This window comes from Neisseria flava, assembly GCF_982712965.1.
The window spans coordinates 1-17,937 of record NZ_CEXQBZ010000014.1; the positions used below are offsets into that span (position 1 = coordinate 1).

Annotated in this window: 14 protein-coding genes and 1 pseudogene; 10 read left to right on the plus strand and 5 right to left on the minus strand. The window is 51.6% G+C overall.

Annotated elements, in window-relative coordinates; genetic code table 11:
- Positions 1-465 (plus strand): annotated as a pseudogene (locus tag AC5M9B_RS01210) (IS5-like element ISNemu1A family transposase); the annotation flags it as partial.
- 547 nt (positions 466-1,012) lie between these two features.
- Here the strand turns inward: AC5M9B_RS01210 and AC5M9B_RS01215 are convergent.
- Both AC5M9B_RS01215 and AC5M9B_RS01220 read right to left on the minus strand, forming a co-directional pair.
- The gene (locus AC5M9B_RS01215; RefSeq protein ID WP_003743061.1) at positions 1,013-1,522 is read right to left on the minus strand and encodes a peptidylprolyl isomerase; all 510 of its coding nucleotides are present in this window, start codon (positions 1,520-1,522) and stop codon (positions 1,013-1,015) included.
- Positions 1,523-1,629: 107 nt separating this feature from the next.
- A complete protein-coding gene (locus AC5M9B_RS01220) occupies positions 1,630-3,048 on the minus strand; it encodes an SLC13 family permease (protein ID WP_107986488.1) in 1,419 nt (472 codons plus the stop codon).
- Between the two features lie 366 nt (positions 3,049-3,414).
- Between AC5M9B_RS01220 and AC5M9B_RS01225 the strand changes: the two genes are divergently transcribed.
- Positions 3,415-4,113 carry a TIGR02117 family protein gene (locus tag AC5M9B_RS01225; RefSeq protein ID WP_487648121.1) on the plus strand — a complete coding sequence of 233 codons (699 nt, stop codon included), beginning with the start codon at positions 3,415-3,417 and terminating at the stop codon, positions 4,111-4,113.
- Entirely contained in the window at positions 4,110-4,883 is a 774-nt protein-coding gene (aroD, locus tag AC5M9B_RS01230) for a type I 3-dehydroquinate dehydratase (RefSeq protein WP_487648122.1), read from the plus strand. The genes AC5M9B_RS01225 and aroD overlap by 4 nt, the downstream gene beginning before the upstream one ends.
- A gap of 268 nt (positions 4,884-5,151) precedes the next feature.
- On the opposite strand, the gene lptG is transcribed toward aroD, so the two are convergent.
- Positions 5,152-6,222: an LPS export ABC transporter permease LptG gene (gene lptG, locus AC5M9B_RS01235; RefSeq protein WP_070655856.1), complete on the minus strand. Its 1,071-nt coding sequence runs from the start codon at positions 6,220-6,222 to the stop codon at positions 5,152-5,154.
- On the minus strand, positions 6,219-7,334 hold the full coding sequence (lptF, locus tag AC5M9B_RS01240) for an LPS export ABC transporter permease LptF (RefSeq protein WP_049230727.1): 1,116 nt from the start codon (positions 7,332-7,334) through the stop codon (positions 6,219-6,221). Before lptF ends, lptG begins: the two co-directional genes overlap by 4 nt.
- A 168-nt stretch (positions 7,335-7,502) precedes the next feature.
- On the opposite strand from lptF, the gene AC5M9B_RS01245 reads away from it, so the two are divergent.
- Positions 7,503-8,912, plus strand: a complete 1,410-nt coding sequence (locus AC5M9B_RS01245) for a leucyl aminopeptidase (RefSeq protein ID WP_487648123.1) — start codon at positions 7,503-7,505, stop codon at positions 8,910-8,912.
- Positions 8,913-9,019: 107 nt separating this feature from the next.
- On the opposite strand, the gene AC5M9B_RS01250 is transcribed toward AC5M9B_RS01245, so the two are convergent.
- Entirely contained in the window at positions 9,020-9,382 is a 363-nt protein-coding gene (locus tag AC5M9B_RS01250; RefSeq protein WP_045074377.1) for a nuclear transport factor 2 family protein, read from the minus strand.
- Between the two features lie 160 nt (positions 9,383-9,542).
- Between AC5M9B_RS01250 and AC5M9B_RS01255 the strand changes: the two genes are divergently transcribed.
- From AC5M9B_RS01255 to AC5M9B_RS01280, 6 genes are all read left to right on the plus strand, one after another.
- Positions 9,543-10,019, plus strand: a complete 477-nt coding sequence (locus AC5M9B_RS01255; protein ID WP_487648128.1) for a cupin domain-containing protein — start codon at positions 9,543-9,545, stop codon at positions 10,017-10,019.
- A gap of 428 nt (positions 10,020-10,447) precedes the next feature.
- Positions 10,448-11,071, plus strand: a complete 624-nt coding sequence (locus AC5M9B_RS01260; protein WP_487648124.1) for a hypothetical protein — start codon at positions 10,448-10,450, stop codon at positions 11,069-11,071.
- Positions 11,072-11,523: 452 nt separating this feature from the next.
- A complete protein-coding gene (gene znuD / locus AC5M9B_RS01265) occupies positions 11,524-13,812 on the plus strand; it encodes a TonB-dependent zinc receptor ZnuD (protein ID WP_487648125.1) in 2,289 nt (762 codons plus the stop codon).
- Positions 13,813-14,264: 452 nt separating this feature from the next.
- A complete protein-coding gene (locus tag AC5M9B_RS01270; protein WP_487648126.1) occupies positions 14,265-16,175 on the plus strand; it encodes an alpha-amylase family protein in 1,911 nt (636 codons plus the stop codon).
- 481 nt (positions 16,176-16,656) lie between these two features.
- Positions 16,657-17,157 carry a hypothetical protein gene (locus tag AC5M9B_RS01275; protein WP_487648127.1) on the plus strand — a complete coding sequence of 167 codons (501 nt, stop codon included), beginning with the start codon at positions 16,657-16,659 and terminating at the stop codon, positions 17,155-17,157.
- Positions 17,158-17,284: 127 nt separating this feature from the next.
- On the plus strand, positions 17,285-17,845 hold the full coding sequence (locus AC5M9B_RS01280) for a hypothetical protein (protein ID WP_019270136.1): 561 nt from the start codon (positions 17,285-17,287) through the stop codon (positions 17,843-17,845).
- Positions 17,846-17,937 lie beyond the last annotated feature (92 nt).

Consider the following 17,937-nt stretch of genomic DNA (forward strand, 5'->3'; position numbering starts at 1 on the left):
TCATCATTGACGTTACCGAAAGCCCGATTGAACGTCCCAAAAAAACAGCGGCAGTATTACAGCGGCAAGAAAAAGCGGCACACGGTTAAAATCCAGGTCATATACGGCAGAGAAACTGAAAAAATCATCAGCATCCGGACGGGGATGGGTGCTCAGCATGATATGCGTTTAGCTAGGAGGCACCTTACAGAGCTTTATCCCTACAAAATAGTCATTGCGGATAAGGGTTATCAAGGATTGGCTAAAACCGGATTACAGACCCCGAAAAAGAAATCCAAACATCATCTGCTGAACAAACAGGATAAAGAGGCGAATAGGCGGTTAGGCAAACTCAGAACCGTCATCGAGCACATCAATAGGAAGCTGAAAATATTCAAAATATTGTCTCTACCTTACCGCAACAGGCGGAAACGCTTCGGATTAAGGGCAAATCTGATTGCGGGGCTGATTAATGCAATGGGATGAATATTTTCGCAAGAGGTCTAATGAATTAAAAAGGCATCGGATTGATGCCTTTTGTTTTTATAAATGATAAAAAAGTGCTATTAAAATCAGCTACCTCCTAGAATCAGCATGAGGAGACCTTTACAAAATTTCCTCACTCATTCTACTTAAATATCCCCCCATTCCAATCCAACCCGTTGTTGAGAGGTAAAAAACGAAAAGGCCGTCTGAAAACCTGTTTTCAGACGACCTTTTGTTGTTATCGAGAACTTTGCAAATAGCCCTTTTCACCCCCAACAGTCGAAACCCAAACACAGGGTTTCGGCTGTTTCGTTGCGGATTACAAAAAACAGTCAGGCATACCGCCCTGCCCAGTTTCGTCCTACATATTTTTCCTTGCGTCAAGCCCACGCTACGCTGCCAATGCAACAGATTTGTTTGATTGATTGCTGACGGTTGATGGCAACTGATTCATCAAAAACCAAAGAAGCCGGCGATATGCCTTATCCGCAAAAAAAGCAGCCCGTTTCAGGCTGCTTTTTGCATCATGGTATTTGACGCGTCAAATTTACACCACTTCGGCTTTGGTGATGACGACAGGTTCGGTCGGTACGTCGTCGTGGTAGCCGTGGCGTTTGGTGGCGACGCCTTCGATGGCATCGACCACGTCAAAACCATCGACTACTTTGCCGAATACGGCGTAGCCCCAGTCTTGGACGACGGTTTTGCCGTACAGTTCTTTAGAACGGAAGTTCAGGAAGGCGTTGTCGGCGGTGTTGATGAAGAATTGCGCGCTGGCGGAATGCGGGTCGGAGGTGCGCGCCATGGCGATGGTGTATTTCTCGTTGGGCAGGCCGTTGGACGCTTCGTTTTGAATCGGCTCGCGTGTTTCTTTTTCGTTCATGTTCTCGTCCATGCCGCCGCCTTGAATCATGAAGCCTTTGATGACGCGGTGGAAGATTACGCCGTCGTAGAAACCGTCTTTGACGTATTGCTCGAAATTTTTGGCGGTAACGGGGGCTTTGTCGAAATCGAGTTCGATTTTGATGTCGCCTTTATTGGTGTGCAGGATAATCATGGGTTTCCTTTCGTTAAGAATCTTTTTACAAATGGTGCTGGGCGGAAAAACTTCAAGGTCGTCTGAAAAATATTCTTTCAGACGACCTTGGCTATGGTTTTACGGGTTTACGGCATCAGTACGAAATAAGCCCACAGCGCAACCAATACGATACAGAGGACGTTCAGCAGCAAGCCGACGTTCATCATTTCGCGTTGTTTGATTAAGCCGGTACCGAACACAATCGCGTTGGGCGGCGTGGCAACCGGCAGCATGAACGCGCAAGACGCGCCGATGCCGATAACGAACACCAAGACTTGTTCGGGCAGCCCCATTTGTGTGGCGATGCTGGCGAAAATCGGCACGAGCAGCGCGGCAGAAGCGGTGTTACTGGTGAACTCGGTCAGGAAGATAATGAAAGTCGCAACCACGAAAATCACCAGCAATGCGGGCGAATGGGAGAAGGTGGAGGCAACCTGCTGACCTAATGCTTCGGACGCGCCGGAAGATTGCAGCAGCGCGCTCAAGCTGATGCCGCCGCCGAAGAGCATCAATACACCCCAGTCGGTATTGCGGGCGACTTCTTTCCATTGCGCCACGCCGAAGACGACGACGGCGACAGCGGCAATCAGGGCGATGACAGTGTCGGGGTTGGAAATGCCGAACGCTTCTTTGATTTTGGAACTGAATACCCAAGCGACGGCAGCAGCCAAGAAAATCAACAGCGCGATTACACGGTGCAGCGTCCACGGGATAGATTCGGCTTTGACTTCGACACGCTCGTTCAGATTCGGCTTGAGAATAACGTACATAGAAAACAGCATCAAAGGCAGAATCAACAACATCATCGGCAGACCGAGTTTCATCCAGCCGACGAAGTCCAGATTCAGGGCTTTGGCGGCAATCATGTTCGGCGGTGAACCGACCACAGTGCCCAAACCACCGATACTGGCGCAGTAGGCAATGCCGAGCAGTACGAAGACGTAGGTTTTGCGTTCTTTTTCTTGATCAAGATGGCTCATCATACCCATTGCCAAAGGCAGCATCATGGCGGCGGTCGCGGTATTGCTGATCCACATGGACAGGAAGGCAGTAACGGCAAACAGCATCAACACGGCGACTTTCATATTGCCGCGCGACAAGCGCAGGAGGCTGACGGCGATTTTACGGTCGAGACGTTGCATGTGCAGGGCGGTAGCAAGCGCGAAGCCGCCGAAGAAGATGTAAATCGTCGGATCGGCAAAGCCCGCCATCGCTTTTTTGATGTCCATATCGGGGAAGCCGAGTACGACGGCGAGAATCGGCACCATCAATGCAGTTACCGTGATATGGATGGCTTCGGTAAACCAAAGCGCGGCAACGAAAATCAACAGTGCGATGCCTTTGTTGGCATCGGTACTGTACGGCAGGATGTGGTAAATGCCGAAACAGACGACGGCGGAGATAATAGTGGTCAGCAGACCTTTAAAGTCGGTAATCGGCTTTTGCGCGCTGAGTAACTCGACATTCTCAGGATGCTGGGTTTTGTCCTTTGCATGTAAGTCCATGAAGTATTCCTCTGAAACATAACGCGAAATCGTTAAAACCGCTGATGCCTAGGCTCATCGCCTGACATTGCTTTTTTATTGATTCCACTGAATCGGTTTTTCTTGTTTCCCGTAGCGGGGCGTTCGCAGGCTTTGGATTTCAGGCAAACAAAGCCGTGCAGCATGGCGATGAGTATATTTGTAATCGCGTGTAGTGTAAATATAATGTTAACAATCGGGCGCTGTTTTTACGAAAACGGATTGATGGGAAATGAAAATATCTTTTGATTTTCAGACGACCCAGCTTTCAACGAGGTCGTCTGAAAACCTTAATTCATACCGTTATCGTGATATGATGCCGCATCCTTAACCGACGTCATGACGTCAATGAAAAAAATATTCAAAATCCTCCTGAAAGCCCTGTTGGCATTTATCATCGCCGCCATCCTTTACTTTGCCGCCGCCTACATACTTGGTAAGATTCCGCAGGACGGTACCGATGCCTCCGACGGCGACGTAACCCTTTATCTGCACAGCAACGGTGTACACGCCGATGTCGTCATGCCGCTTTCAGACGACCTTTTCGACTGGACCAGCATCATCAACCCTGCCGACAGTCCCGCAGGGCAAGGCGATGCCCCCATCCGCTACGTCGGCATAGGCTGGGGTGAGCGCAATTTCTATTTGAACACGCCGCAGTGGTCGGATTTGACCGCATCTACGGCGGTGCAGGCATTAAGCGGAGTCAACAGCACACTGATTCACGCCATCTACTACCGCGATCCGCCGCCTGAAGGGGAAAATACCGTCAAATTCACCGTCAGCCGCGAACAATACCGCCGCCTGAGTGCCAACCTGATGCGTCATTTCAAATTGAAAGCAGGCAAAGCCATCCCCGTCGTTGGCGCGCATTACAGCTCTGACGACGCATTCTATGAAGCAGAAGGGCGTTACCATCTTTTCAATACGTGCAACAGCTGGCTCAACCGCCGTCTGACCGAAAGCGGCATCAACGGCGTCGTTTGGACACCGTTCCCCGATCCGCTGCTCGACAGCCATCGTACCAATACAGCAGAAAACCCATGAAAACCCTGACCATCCGCCATCTCACGCTCGGCAGCGGGCAGCCGAAAATCGCCGTTCCCTTAGTTGCCAAAGACGAAGCAGCCTTATCCGCCGCCCTGAAAAACCTCGAACACGCCTGTTTCGATATTATCGAGTTCAGAGCCGACTATTTCGTCCAAGCAGGCAATCCCGAATACCTGATCGCCCAAGCCGCAGCCGTACGCCGCGCGTTTCCCGAAACCCCGCTGCTGTTTACCTTCAGGCGCGCGGAGGAAGGCGGCGAATATCCTTGCAGCAAAGCGTATTATTTCGAGTTGCTCGATAAAGCCGCCGCTTCAGGCATCATCGACATCATAGACATCGAACTTTCCGCCGGCGAAAACGAAGTCCACCAAGCCGTCGCTGCCGCCAAAGCGCACAACACCGCCGTTCTGATGAGCAACCACGATTTCCATCAAACGCCCGCCAAGTCAGACATCACAGGTCGTCTGAAAAAAATGGAAGAAGCAGGCGCAGACATCTGCAAAATCGCCGTGATGCCCCAAAGCCCTGCCGATGTCCTGACGCTTTTGGAAGCCACTTGGGAAGCCAGTCAAACCGCAAACCGCCCGATTGTTACCATCTCCATGGGCAAGCTCGGACTCGTCAGCCGCATCGCAGGCTCGACCTTCGGCTCCGCCATCACGTTCGGCACGGCAGGAACCGCCTCCGCCCCCGGTCAGCTCGATTCCGCCAACCTGAAAAACATCTTGGATGTTTTGGAAAACGGCAACACCACCGGACAACAATAAATAAAATACAAAAAGACAAAAGGTCGTCTGAAATAGCGTTCAGACGACCTCGTTTTCTTTGTTTCAACAATTTGGCGAGCAAATCTCCTGAACGACGAATTGGTTTCAGACGACTTTTACAGCGGATTGGCTTATAACCATCCAAATAAACCGCACCCTCCACTACCCCGCCCTACCCAAACTCAAACCAAACAAACGTCGTGTGAAAACAGACATAGCGTATTTCGCAAAACCGTTTTCAGACGACGTTTTCTCCGAATCCATCTTTTTATCTTCGCTCCTGCCTGCGTATCAGCCACACCGCGAGCAGGGCGAAGGCTATGGTGGGCAGTGCGCCGGCGAGGAAGGGTGGGACGCCGTAGAGTTGGCTGGTAAAGCCGAAGAGCCGTCCGGCGAAGTGGAACAGCAAGCCGAGGCAGATGCCGCCGAAGAGTTTCAAGCCCATATTGCCGTGGCGGGTGGTTTGCGGGGTGAAGGCGAAGGCGACGAGTGCCATCACCCAGGCGGCGACGGGATAAACCAATTTGCGCCACCAGGCGATGGCGTAGATCTGGGTGTTTTGGTTGTTGTTTTCGAGGTGGCTGATGTAGGTGGTCAGTTCGCCGACCGACATTTGGTCGGGTTTGACAAGCAATACGTCCATCAGGTTGCGTTTGACGGCGATCGGCCAGTTTTCTTCGGTGGCGGTCGAGACTTCGACTTTGTCTTCGCTAAGCGTGCTGCGGCGGATGTTTTTCAACTGCCAACTGCCGTCGTTGTTTAAAACGGCGGATTCGGCTTCCGTTGCCTGCGTCAGTTCGTTTTTGTCGTCGCGCACCCAAATTTTAATGCCCAGCAGGGTATGGTCGGGCAGCATTTCGCGCACGTTGATGATGCTGTTTTTTTCTTTGAGCCAAAGCCCGGTATTGCCGGTGCTGATTTTGCCGTTGATGGCAGCGGATTTGATGTTTTCGGCTTTTTGGCTGAGGACGGGGGCAATCCATTCGCCGAGCGCGGCGGTGGCGATGGCGAAAATCAGTCCGAACTGCGACAGGATCAGCAGCAGTTTTTTGGTGCTCATGCCGCTTGCTTTGATGACGGTCAGTTCGCTGCCGGCGGCAAGCTGGCTGAGGGAGACGAGTCCGCCGATGAGGACGGCGAGGGGCATGAGTTCGTAGGCGCGCGCGGGCATCTGCATGAGGACGTATTGCGCCATGGTTGCGCCGTTATAGCTGCCTTTGCCCAAGTCGCCGACTTCGTTGATGATCTCGAAAAAGCTGTACAGGGCAAGGAAGGCAAGGAGGGCGTAAACCGCCATAACCGCCATTTGGCGGATGATGTAACGTGAAATCAGGTTCATTTTCCGCCTTTCAATGTCAGACTTTTGCCAACCGCCTGCCAGAAGGGCTGGCTAGGCATGCTGCGGACGCGCAGGAGTACGACGGCGATGGCGAACATGATGATGTGCATGGGCAGCAGTCCGAGCCAGAAATGGATTTTGCCGTCTTCCACGGAATTGCGCAGGAAGGTCAGTCCGTTTTGGTAAATCAGGAAAAGCCCGATGGCGACGAGGATGTTGTAGGTGTGGCCGCTGCGCGGGTTGAAATAGGAAAGAGGCACGGCAAGCAGGCAGAGCAGGAGGACGCTGACGGTCAGCGAGATGCGCCACATCAATTCCGCCTGATGTTGCGGGTTGCTGCTACCGATGAGTTGGGAAGTCGGGATGGTGCGGCGGTGGGAAACGGGGTCGATGAGTTTGGGCGTGGTGCTAATAATCAGGCTGAGGTTTTGGAAGGAAACGCGGTTGTAGTCGGCTTTGCCGGGCGTGCCACTGTAACGGTAGCCGTTGCGCAGGTCGAGCGTGCGTTTGTTGTCGTTCAGCGAGAAATTGCCTTCTTTGGCGAAGATAATGTTGTCGTTGCCGTTTTTGTCTTGTTCGCGCAGGAACAGGTTTTTCATGATGCCGGATTCGGTGTCGAAGGTTTCGACGAAATAAACCCTGCCGTTGCGCTTGCCTAGGCTGTTGAACTCGCCTGCTTCCACCATGGACAATTCTTGTTTTTGCTTGAGGATTTCGGCGTATTCGCGGCTGCGCAGCTCCGCCCACGGCATCACCCAAAGCTGCATGACGGCAATCAGGATGGCAAACGGTACGGCAAACTGCATGACGGGGCGTATCCATTGTTTCAACGCCAATCCGCAGGAGAGCCAGACCGACATTTCGCTGTCGCGCCAGTAGCGGGTCAACACGGTCAGCGTGCTGATGAAAGCGGTCAGCACCAGCAAAAGCGGCGTCATGCCGATGACCCAGAAGCCGACCAATGCCAACACGGCATCGATGGCGACGCGCCCGTCGGCGGCACGTCCGAGCAGGTTGATTGCCTGCGTGGAGACCAACACCGCCAAAAGGACAACGAAAATGCCGACGGCGGTAAAGGAGAGTTCTTTGATGAAGTTTCTTTGATAGATCATAGAATCGCGGCTAGGAGCGGTAAGCGGTTCGGCGCAGGCGGATTGTCTGCGCAAGGTTTCAGACGACCTCTCAAATGGAGTACAATCTTTCCAACCGTTTTCAGACGACCCCTTAATGCAAAGGGTCGTCTGAAACTACCCGAAACCATCTCAATCAGGAGAATAAACATGGAATTTAGCACAAAAGCCGGAACCTTGCAGCCGCAACAGGCAGGCGCGCAGTTATTTGTCTGCACCGAAGAGGCGCAATTAAACCACCCGACCGCCCTTGCCCTTTTGTCTTCGCTTGAAGAAGGGCAAACTTTTGCCGACACCAAAATCCCGACGGACAACGGTTTGCAGGCAGTCGCCGTCGTCCGCCTCGAAAAAACCGACCGCGCCGCGTTGAACAAAGCCGCCGCCGAAGCCGCCAAATGGGCGCAAAATCAGGAAACGGTCAATGCGGACGTCCATGTCTTCGATGAAGCGCAAGCCGCTGCCGTTGCCGAAGCTTTTGCCATCGCGTTCGGCAACGCCGCCTACCGTTTCGACCGCTATAAAAAAGAAGCTAAACCCGCCAAATTCGCACAGGCCGTGTTCCACACCGCACACGAAGCCGCCGTCAAAGAAGCCCTGCGCGTCGCCGAAGCTCAGGTTTACGGACAAAGCCTCTGCCGCGATTTGGGCAATGCCGCGCCCAACGAATGCACGCCCGAATTTTTAGCGCGCACCGCCAAAGCCGAAGCCGAAAAACTGGGCGCATACGCCAAAATCATCGAAAAAGACTACATCAAAGAAAACATGGGTTCGTTCTGGTCTGTCGCCAAAGGCAGCGTCGAAGACCCATATTTGGTCGAACTGAGCTATTTCGGTGCAGCCGACAAAGAAGCAGCGCCTGTGGTATTGGTCGGCAAAGGCATTACCTTCGACACCGGCGGCATTTCCCTCAAACCCGGTCTGAACATGGACGAAATGAAGTTCGACATGTGCGGCGCGGCAACCGTCATCAGTACCTTCTGCGCCGCCGTCAAACTGCAACTGCCGATCAACCTCGTCGCCGTCGTCGCCACCTGTGAAAACATGCCTTCCGGCGCGGCAAACAAACCGGGCGATGTCGTAAAAAGCATGAAAGGCTTGACCATCGAAGTGTTGAACACCGATGCCGAAGGCCGTCTGATTTTGTGTGACGCGCTCACTTACGCCGAACAATTCAAACCTAAAGCCGTCATCGACGTCGCCACCCTGACCGGCGCGTGCATCATCGCCTTGGGTCATGACGTCAGCGGCGTGATGGGCAACAATCAAGATTTGGTCGACAGTCTGCTGGCCGCTTCCCGCAACGTGGACGACAAAGCATGGCAACTGCCGCTCTTTGAAACCTATAAAGACCAGCTCAAATCCAACTTCGCCGACATCCCCAACATCGGCACCCCTGGCGCAGGCACGATTACCGCCGCCACCTTCCTGTCTTACTTCACCGAAGACTATCCGTGGGCGCACCTCGACATCGCGGGTACGGCATGGAAATCCGGCAGCGAAAAAGGCGCGACCGGCCGCCCCGTTCCCCTGTTGCTGAACTATCTGCGCAACGTGAAATAAGCCTTGACGCCTGCGGGGCAAAGCAACCGACCCCGCAGGTCGTCTGAAAACGGGACTGTATCAACTAATGCAGGCTGTCCGAAAACAAATAGAGTTTGGTAATTCAATTATGCAGCGTTGTTGTTCATCGTCCAGCAGTCGGTAATCTTACCGTCTTTGATTTTTAGAAAATCCGTACCGACTTTGACAGCGGTTTGGTTACCGAGCGTAGCGGTTACACGCCAATATGCAGAAATTGTGTCGCCGTCGCGGAACGGACCGAGTACGATTTCATAATGCAAATCTGCTTTAGCACGAATGGTAGCTATCCAAGCCTTTGCACTGGCTATGTCAGTTACGGGTGCGGGTGGTGGAGTGGAATCAGCGGTCAGATGTGCTTTGAAGTTGTTTGACAGCAGTTCATCAGCAATGTTTAGATTACCATTCCACATCTGTGTCCATGCAGTATAGATTTTTTGTGTTTCGGTCATGCTTTTGTCTCTTAACGATGTTGGGTAATAAGGAAAATCCTGTGCTGAAAAGCTGGGAAATGATGCTATGTAATCTTACCTGTCGTCAATATTGATACGAAAACTGCCTGAATGCAGCCTGCGCTTTATCTGCCCCAAAAAAAACAAACGGAGAACCATGATGAAACCGCTATTTGCCGCATTGTCCGTCGCCTTTCTGCTCGGCACGACCGTCAGCGTTCACGCCGCGGAACAGGCCAAACCTACCGACCGCAGCGTCCAAGTGTACAAAAAAGCCGACTTGGCAGAGTGGAACCGCGAAAACGCAGCCGGAGGCAAAGGCCCGCTGCTTGGCCGCTTCGCCTTCAACCGCCACCAGACCGCCGCCCAAGACGCGTTCAGGGAAATCGGCTGGCTGACCCTGCCGCCGGGCGCATCCATCGGTGAACACAAACACACCGACAACGAAGACGTTTACATCATCGTATCGGGCAAAGGCGTGTTTACCGACAGCACGGGCAAACAGACCCAAGTCGGCGCCGGCGACATCACCATCGCCCGTCCCGGCCAGTCCCATGCGCTGAAGAACATCGGCAAAGAGCCGCTGGTCTTCCTTGACCTGATTGCCGAGACCGCCGCCGCCCAAGCTACCAAATAGCAGTCATCAAACCGACAAGGTCGTCTGAAAACCATATTGCGTTTTCAGACGACCTTTTTTATAAAGGGGTATCAAGCATGATAGCCTTTAAGCGAAAAACATATTAAATTGTTAAAAGAATGAATTAATATTTTGTTATGTTTCGTCGGTTAGCATTACCATGTTACTGAAATTGATACGAAACACGATATACTATAAAACGATAAACCGAAAGCTGTCCTGAGCATTAGTAAACTACAAGTTTTCACATTCTATATGGTCTACCAGACCAACGACGATAATCCGCTGATTGCTATGCGTAACTTGCTTGCAACACTTGGAAAAGTAGTAGATAGGATTTTAGATACAATTTTCTAGATTTAATTGTCTATAATTTACTTGAAGTCTAAAATACTATTCCTTAAAAATTTCTCCATAAGGATAATGTTATGAAACCTTTACCCCTTCCTCCAATAGTAATAAGTAATATTAATGATAAGCTAGATGGTTTTGAAAATTTAGTCTTTAAAAGAACATTACCTTCGTTTTCATCAATAGAACAGGAAGCTAAAGATAAAGAAAACGAATTATTGGATTATCATAACAAAATCTATGATCCTGATCTTCATGATGAAGGGGATTTTGAAGAAGACTTGTTTTTTACAAATATCAATTATCAAATTGTACAAAATGAGTTAAAGCAAAATAGCTTGAATTCATCTACAGTTTGTTTATTTCATATGTTTGAAAGAGAATTAGATGAAATATATTCTACTTATCACTCAAACAAAGAAAAAAGAAAATATAAAGAGGAGTTGTCTGAATATATAAAACGTCTTCCATCATTCAATAAAAAATATGATATTGATAATGATCCTGATTGGAAAATTTTACTTGAAATTAGAGATGTTGCTAATGCAGTCAAGCATGGTAAAGGCAAATCATTTAATAATGTAAAGAAGAGATATCCTCACTTAATAAATAAGAATGGGGAGATTTGTATAGATGAACATCTTATTAAAAAGTATATTCAGGTAATGAGGAATTTCTGGAGGAAAGCTATCGTTTGGTAGTGACACGTAAAACCAATTACTAACCGCCGTGCAACGCTGATAAGCCCAGCGTGTTAAGTGAAACAATCACGCGTAAGTTAAATCGAGTTACTACCTACTTAACCAAATAGAGCAGCTTCCTGTATTAAGGTACAGTAGCTAAAATTATTTGATTCTTTTGTTAATAAAGGTCGTCTGAAAACCATATTGCGTTTTCAGACGACCTTTTTTGTTGTTTAGGCAACATGATTCGTTCCAAGCAAACGAGGGGATGGCGCGCTGCCGCTGTTTCCGTCTTTTTTATCATTTTCAAGATATTGGGTTTCAGATGACCTTTGGTTTTCGCTGTTTGCATGGGCTTGGGTTTGGCTGTTTTGCCGCACCAAATGCGGTTTGTTCCTTGAATTCTTGTCATATTAATGATGTGATGTTATATAATAACAATCTATTTGAAATATGACGGGAAACCTAAAATGACACAAACCACGCTTAAACCTATTGTTTTATCTATTCTTTTAATCAGCTCCCCCATTCTCGCCCAAGCGCATGAAACCGAGCAGACGGTGGACTTGGAAACGGTCAACGTCGTCGGCAAAAGCCATCCGCGCGCTACTTCGGGGCTGCTGCACACTTCGACTGCCTCCGACAAAATCATCAGCGGCGATACTTTGCGGCAAAAAGCCGTCAATCTCGGCGACGCGCTCAACGGCGTGCCGGGCGTCCATGCTTCGCAATACGGCGGCGGCGCGTCTGCGCCTGTGATACGCGGGCAGACGGGCAGGCGGATTAAAGTGTTGAACCATCACGGCGAAACGGGCGACATGGCGGATTTCTCGCCCGACCATGCCCTGATGGTGGACACCGCCTTGTCGCAACAAGTCGAAATCCTGCGCGGGCCGGTAACGCTGTTGTACAGCTCGGGCAATGTGGCGGGGCTGGTGGATGTTGCCGACAGAAAAATCCCCGAAAAAATGCCTGAAAACGGCGCATCGGGCGAACTGGGGCTGCGTTTGAGCAGCGGCAATCTAGAAAAACTCACGTCCGGCGGCATTAACGTCGGACTGGGCAAAAACTTCGTGTTGCACACGGAAGGGCTGTACCGCAAATCAGGCGACTACGCCGTACCGCGTTACCGTAAGGAAGAAGGTCGTCTGAAACGCCTGCCCGACAGCCATGCCGATTCGCAAACAGGCAGCATCGGGCTGTCTTGGGTGGGTGAGAAAGGCTTTATCGGCGCGGCGTACAGCGACCGTCGCGACCGCTACGGCCTGCCTGCGCACAGCCACCTCTACGACGACTGCCACGCCGACATCATCTGGCAGAAGAGCTTGATTAACAAACGCTATTTGCAGCTTTATCCGCACCTTCTGACCGAAGAAGACATCGATTACGACAATCCGGGCTTGAGCTGCGGCTTCCACGACGACGATAATGCACACACGCATACCCACAGCGGCAGACCGTGGATAGACCTGCGCAACAAACGCTACGAAATCCGCGCCGAATGGAAGCAGCCGCTCCCCGGTTTCGAAGCCCTGCGCGTGCATTTGAACCGCAACGACTACCGCCACGACGAAAAAGCGGGCGATTCAGTGGAAAACTTCTTTAAAAACAAAACGCAAAACGCCCGCATCGAATTGCGCCACCTTCCCATAGGTCGTCTGAAAGGCAGTTGGGGCGTGCAATACCTGACCCAAAAATCCAGCGCGCTTTCCGCCATTCCCGAAACCGTCCAACAGCCGATGCTGATTGACAACGATGTGCATCATTACAGCTTTTTCGGCGTAGAACAGGCAAATTGGGACAACTTCTCGCTTGAAGGCGGCGTGCGCGTGGAAAAACAAAAAGCATCTATCCAGTACGACAAAGCCTTGATTGATCGGGAAAACTACTACAACCAACCCTTGCCCGACCTCGGCGCGCACCGCCAAACCGCCCGCTCGTTCGCGCTATCCGGCAACTGGTATTTCACGCCACACCACAAACTCAGCCTGACCGCCTCCCATCAGGAACGCCTGCCGTCAACGCAAGAGCTGTACGCGCACGGCAAACACGTCGCCACCAACACCTTTGAAGTCGGCAACAAACACCTCAACAAAGAGCGTTCCAACAATATCGAACTTGCACTGGGCTACGAAGGCGACCGCTGGCAATACAATCTGGCACTCTACCGCAACCGCTTCGGCAACTACATCTACGCCCAAACCTTAAACGACGGACGCGGCCCCAAATCCATCGAAGACGACAGCGAAATGAAGCTCGTGCGCTACAACCAATCCGGCGCCGACTTCTACGGCGCGGAAGGCGAAATCTACTTCAAGCCCACGCCGCGCTACCGCATCGGACTTTCCGGCGACTACGTCAGAGGTCGTCTGAAAAACCTTCCGTCGCTGCCCGGTAGGGAAGACGCCTACGGCAACCGCCCACTTATTGCCCAAGCCGACCAAAACGCCCCGCGCGTTCCCGCCGCACGGCTCGGCTTCCACCTGAATGCCGCGCTGACCGACCGCATCGATGCCCATCTCGACTACTACCGCGTGTTTGCCCAAAACAAACTCGCCCGCTACGAAACGCGCACGCCCGGACACCATATGCTCAACCTCGGCGCAAACTACCGCCGCCGCACCGGCTACGGCGAGTGGAATTGGTACGTCAAAGCCGACAACCTGTTCAACCAGTCCGTTTACGCCCACAGCAGCTTCCTGTCCGACACCCCGCAAATGGGACGCAGTTTCACCGTCGGCGTGAACTTTAAGTTTTAAGGGGCGATAGACAAGCGAAAAGGTTTTCAGACGGCCTCTGAAAACCTTTTTTATTCATCCCTTCATGTCATCCCAATCTTTTGACTTTCGTCAAAGGAAATTGTTTTCATCCGTCTACTTCCATTATTAATCCGGCCTTTCCGCGCTCGTCATAAACCTTTGTAAACCAAATCATCCGACAGGTATCCGATATTCCTCCCCTCTTCGTCCCAAACATCCCCCTGCCCCACAGCCTTCCCCACATAAAATTTTTTTCCAAATAATATATACAGTTACCCCAAACACACCCGCCGCCCTAGGTTTAAAAAAATTCCACATAAAACAATACGGTTACTCCTCTCCAAACCCTGTTCACAAGCAGTTTCTTAAAGTATGATAAGCCTGTCTCCAGCCAATGTTCCCGCCGGAATCAGGCTTCCAAACAAATCCAACCTCAACTCGGAGTAAACATCATGTTGACCCAGACCCAACAGGTCGATTTGACCCTGCATCATCTCAAAGAGCGCGCCTTGGCAGAATATAGCCCCAAACAGCGTGCGACCGTCGAAGCTTCCGAAGACTGGAAACAGTTTGACCGGCGTTTGAACGAGCATTTCCCCAAGCTGATGCACGAGCTGGACAACGTTTACAACGATAACGAAGCCGTCCTGCCCATGCTGGAACAACTGATTGCCCAAGCATGGCAAAGCTATTCCCAACGCGACAAGTCTCTGAAAGCCATCGATGCCGCGCGTGAGAATGACCCCGATTGGATTTTGTCGAATAAACAGGTCGGCGGCGTGTGCTATGTCGATTTGTTCGCAGGCGATTTGAAAGGCTTGAAAGCCAAAATCCCTTATTTTCAAGAGCTGGGGCTGACTTATCTGCACATGATGCCCCTGTTTAAATGTCCTGAAGGCAAAAGCGACGGCGGCTATGCGGTCAGCAGCTACCGCGACGTCAATCCGGCTTTGGGTACGATAGACGACTTGCGCGATGTCATTGCCGCGCTGCACGAAGCGGGCATTTCCGCCGTCGTCGATTTCATCTTCAACCACACGTCCAACGAACACGAATGGGCGAAAGGCTGCGCCGCCGGCAATCCGCTTTTCGACAATTTCTACTATATTTTCCCCGACCGCTGGATGCCCGACCAATACGACCGTACTCTGCGCGAAATCTTCCCCGACCAGCATCCGGGCGGATTCTCCCAATTAGAAGACGGTCGTTGGGTATGGACGACGTTCAATTCCTTCCAATGGGATTTAAATTACAGCAATCCTTGGGTATTCCGCGCCATGGCGGGCGAAATGATGTTCCTCGCCAATTTGGGCGTTGACATCCTGCGTATGGACGCCGTTGCCTTTATTTGGAAACAAATGGGCACTTGCTGCGAAAACCTACCGCAAGCCCATGCCTTAATCCGCGCGTTTAACGCCGTCATGCGCATCGCCGCACCTGCCGTGTTCTTCAAATCCGAAGCCATCGTCCACCCCGACCAAGTCGTCCAATACATCGGACAGGACGAATGCCAAATCGGTTACAACCCACTGCAAATGGCATTGCTGTGGAACACCCTCGCCACCCGCGAAGTCAACCTGCTCCACCAAGCCCTCTCCTACCGCCACAACCTGCCCGACCATACCGCATGGGTCAACTACGTCCGCAGCCATGACGACATCGGCTGGACGTTTGCCGACGAAGACGCATCGCAATTCGGCATCCACGGCTACGACCACCGCCAATTCCTCAACCGCTTCTTCGTCAACCATTTCGACGGCAGCTTCGCGCGCGGCGTCCCCTTCCAATACAACCCCAACACCGGTGACTGCCGCGTCAGCGGTACTGCCGCCGCCCTGGCAGGTTTGGCACAACACGACCCCCTCGCCGTTGACCGCATCAAACTCTTGTACAGCATCGCCCTGAGTACCGGCGGTCTGCCGCTGATTTATCTCGGCGATGAAGTCGGTACGCTCAACGACGACGACTGGTCGAACGACCGCAACAAGAGCGACGACAGCCGCTGGGCGCACCGTCCGCGTTACAACGCCGAGTTGTACGAACAACGCCACGACCCGTCAACCGCGGCAGGACAAATCTATCAAGGCCTGCGCCACATGATAGACATCCGCCAAAACAACCCGCGTTTGAACGGCGGCCGTCTGGTTACCTTCAACACCAACAACAAACACATCATCGGCTACATCCGCAACAACGCGCTTTTGGCGTTCGGCAACTTCAGCGAACACGCGCAAACCATCAGCGCGCACACCCTGCAAGCCATGCCCGCCCGCGCCAAAGACCTCATCAGCGGCGAAACCGTGGCATTGAATCAGGATTTGGTGCTGCGCCCCTACCAAGTGATGTGGCTCGAAATCGCCTGATGATTGAAGCGGCTTAAAAACGCAAAGGTCGTCTGAAACCGGTATTTCCCGTTTCAGACGACCTTTTTAAATAAAATATACGGCATCAAACCTGCCCAAGCGATGATACTTCACCCCCAACATCCGCATACCATGCGTCTCCCCATACATAGCTTAAAAATAAATTTCATTAATTACAACAAGTTGAAAAATTATTAATCAAATTTATCCATCAAGTATTGAAATTATTCGACTTTCTGCTTTAAACTTCGACGCATATATATTCAATATCCAGCGAAATACCGTCATGCAAACCGCTAAGCATTCAAACGCATTCTTCTATTGGTACCACACAAACGTGCGGTACTTTTTTGCGCTTGTCTGAAACAGACGGAAATAAACAGCAAAACAAGAGCCGCCCCGATTGAGCGGCTTTTTTTATATCCTTCATGGCCGCCAATCCCAATAAACGATGCGAACAGTTGCAAATAAAGGAAAAGCCATGAACCTCTCTGCAAATATCCAAAGACGTCCACAACCCCTCCACCGCTGCCATATGATTGTTGACGGCAACAGCCACAACACATTTTCAGACGACCCCGTTCCCCAAACCTCAGGCCTTATCAGCGAGGCCTTGATTCCGCAAATCCGCTTCCTCGCCACATTGATTGCGGCCGAACGCCACGACTTCAATCGCAACAGTCCTGCCGTGTTTACAGAAGAAGCCGACTTCTTCGCCGCACGCATCCTTATTTTAGGCGTTCGCCGCTTCCATCTCGACATCACCCTGATGCCCATGCTCAAAACCGCCAATCAGCGCGCACAAACATTTGCCAAACACCATCACCTCCCCTTCTCCCCCGCTGAAATGCACATGAGCCTGCACGCCCGCCGCCCCGACAAACTGCTTATTATGGAAACCGAACACGAAGTCAAACCTCAAGGAAATATTGTTGCTGACAGTCTTGCTTTTGCAGCCAAACTACCGAAACTCCCATTGTAAAAAAGAGCAACCTTGCTTGATAAATCCCCAAAACACACCATATGGCAGGCAGGCCACGCGCTTAGAACCACGCCGCCGACTTACATAAGACGGCATTAATGACAACCGACCAAGGAAACACACAACAATGAAAAAAATTATCGCCTTAGCCGCGCTCTCCGCTTTCGCCCTTGCCGCCTGCAAAGACAATACGCAAGCACAGCTTGAACAGCAGCAAAAACAAATCGAAGCCCTGCAACAACAATTGGCACAGCAAAACGGCCAGCAGGACAATACCGTTTACCAACTCACTCCCGAAGCCGTACAAGACACCATCCCTGCCGAAGCGCAAGCTAACGGCAACAATGGCCAACCCGTTACCGGCAAAGACGGACAACAATATATTTACGACCAATCCACAGGAAGCTGGCTGCTTCAAAGCCTGATCGGTACAGCCGCAGGCGCGTTTATCGGTAACGCGCTGGCAAACAAATTCACCCGTGCGAACAATCAAAACAGCCCGATTGCGCAGCGCGCACGTTCCCATTACTACCAATCGGCCCGTCCCAACGGCCGTACCAGCCAACAACTGAATACCCGCAGCATCCCTGCACAGCAGGCTCAACAACAACCCCGCTACCGTCAAACCACCCAACAACCTTCCAACTACCGCCGCCCGATGGGTCGCGGATTTGGTCGTCGCCGTTAATTCGGCAACAATGACAAAAGGTCGGCGGATTCGCATTTGAAGTGCAACTTTCCCTAACAGAAAAAGGCCAGTATGCGGTAGCATACGGCCTT

Excerpts from the sequence above, each read along its gene's own strand:
- AC5M9B_RS01215 (WP_003743061.1), bottom strand. The coding sequence starts at position 1,522 with ATGATTATCCTGCACACCAATAAAGGCGACATCAAAATCGAACTCGAT.
- AC5M9B_RS01220 (WP_107986488.1), bottom strand. The coding sequence starts at position 3,048 with ATGGACTTACATGCAAAGGACAAAACCCAGCATCCTGAGAATGTCGAG.
- AC5M9B_RS01225 (WP_487648121.1), top strand. The coding sequence starts at position 3,415 with ATGAAAAAAATATTCAAAATCCTCCTGAAAGCCCTGTTGGCATTTATC.
- aroD (WP_487648122.1), top strand. The coding sequence starts at position 4,110 with ATGAAAACCCTGACCATCCGCCATCTCACGCTCGGCAGCGGGCAGCCG.
- lptG (WP_070655856.1), bottom strand. The coding sequence starts at position 6,222 with ATGAACCTGATTTCACGTTACATCATCCGCCAAATGGCGGTTATGGCG.
- lptF (WP_049230727.1), bottom strand. The coding sequence starts at position 7,334 with ATGATCTATCAAAGAAACTTCATCAAAGAACTCTCCTTTACCGCCGTC.
- AC5M9B_RS01245 (WP_487648123.1), top strand. The coding sequence starts at position 7,503 with ATGGAATTTAGCACAAAAGCCGGAACCTTGCAGCCGCAACAGGCAGGC.
- AC5M9B_RS01250 (WP_045074377.1), bottom strand. The coding sequence starts at position 9,382 with ATGACCGAAACACAAAAAATCTATACTGCATGGACACAGATGTGGAAT.
- AC5M9B_RS01255 (WP_487648128.1), top strand. The coding sequence starts at position 9,543 with ATGAAACCGCTATTTGCCGCATTGTCCGTCGCCTTTCTGCTCGGCACG.
- AC5M9B_RS01260 (WP_487648124.1), top strand. The coding sequence starts at position 10,448 with ATGAAACCTTTACCCCTTCCTCCAATAGTAATAAGTAATATTAATGAT.
- znuD (WP_487648125.1), top strand. The coding sequence starts at position 11,524 with ATGACACAAACCACGCTTAAACCTATTGTTTTATCTATTCTTTTAATC.
- AC5M9B_RS01270 (WP_487648126.1), top strand. The coding sequence starts at position 14,265 with ATGTTGACCCAGACCCAACAGGTCGATTTGACCCTGCATCATCTCAAA.
- AC5M9B_RS01275 (WP_487648127.1), top strand. The coding sequence starts at position 16,657 with ATGAACCTCTCTGCAAATATCCAAAGACGTCCACAACCCCTCCACCGC.
- AC5M9B_RS01280 (WP_019270136.1), top strand. The coding sequence starts at position 17,285 with ATGAAAAAAATTATCGCCTTAGCCGCGCTCTCCGCTTTCGCCCTTGCC.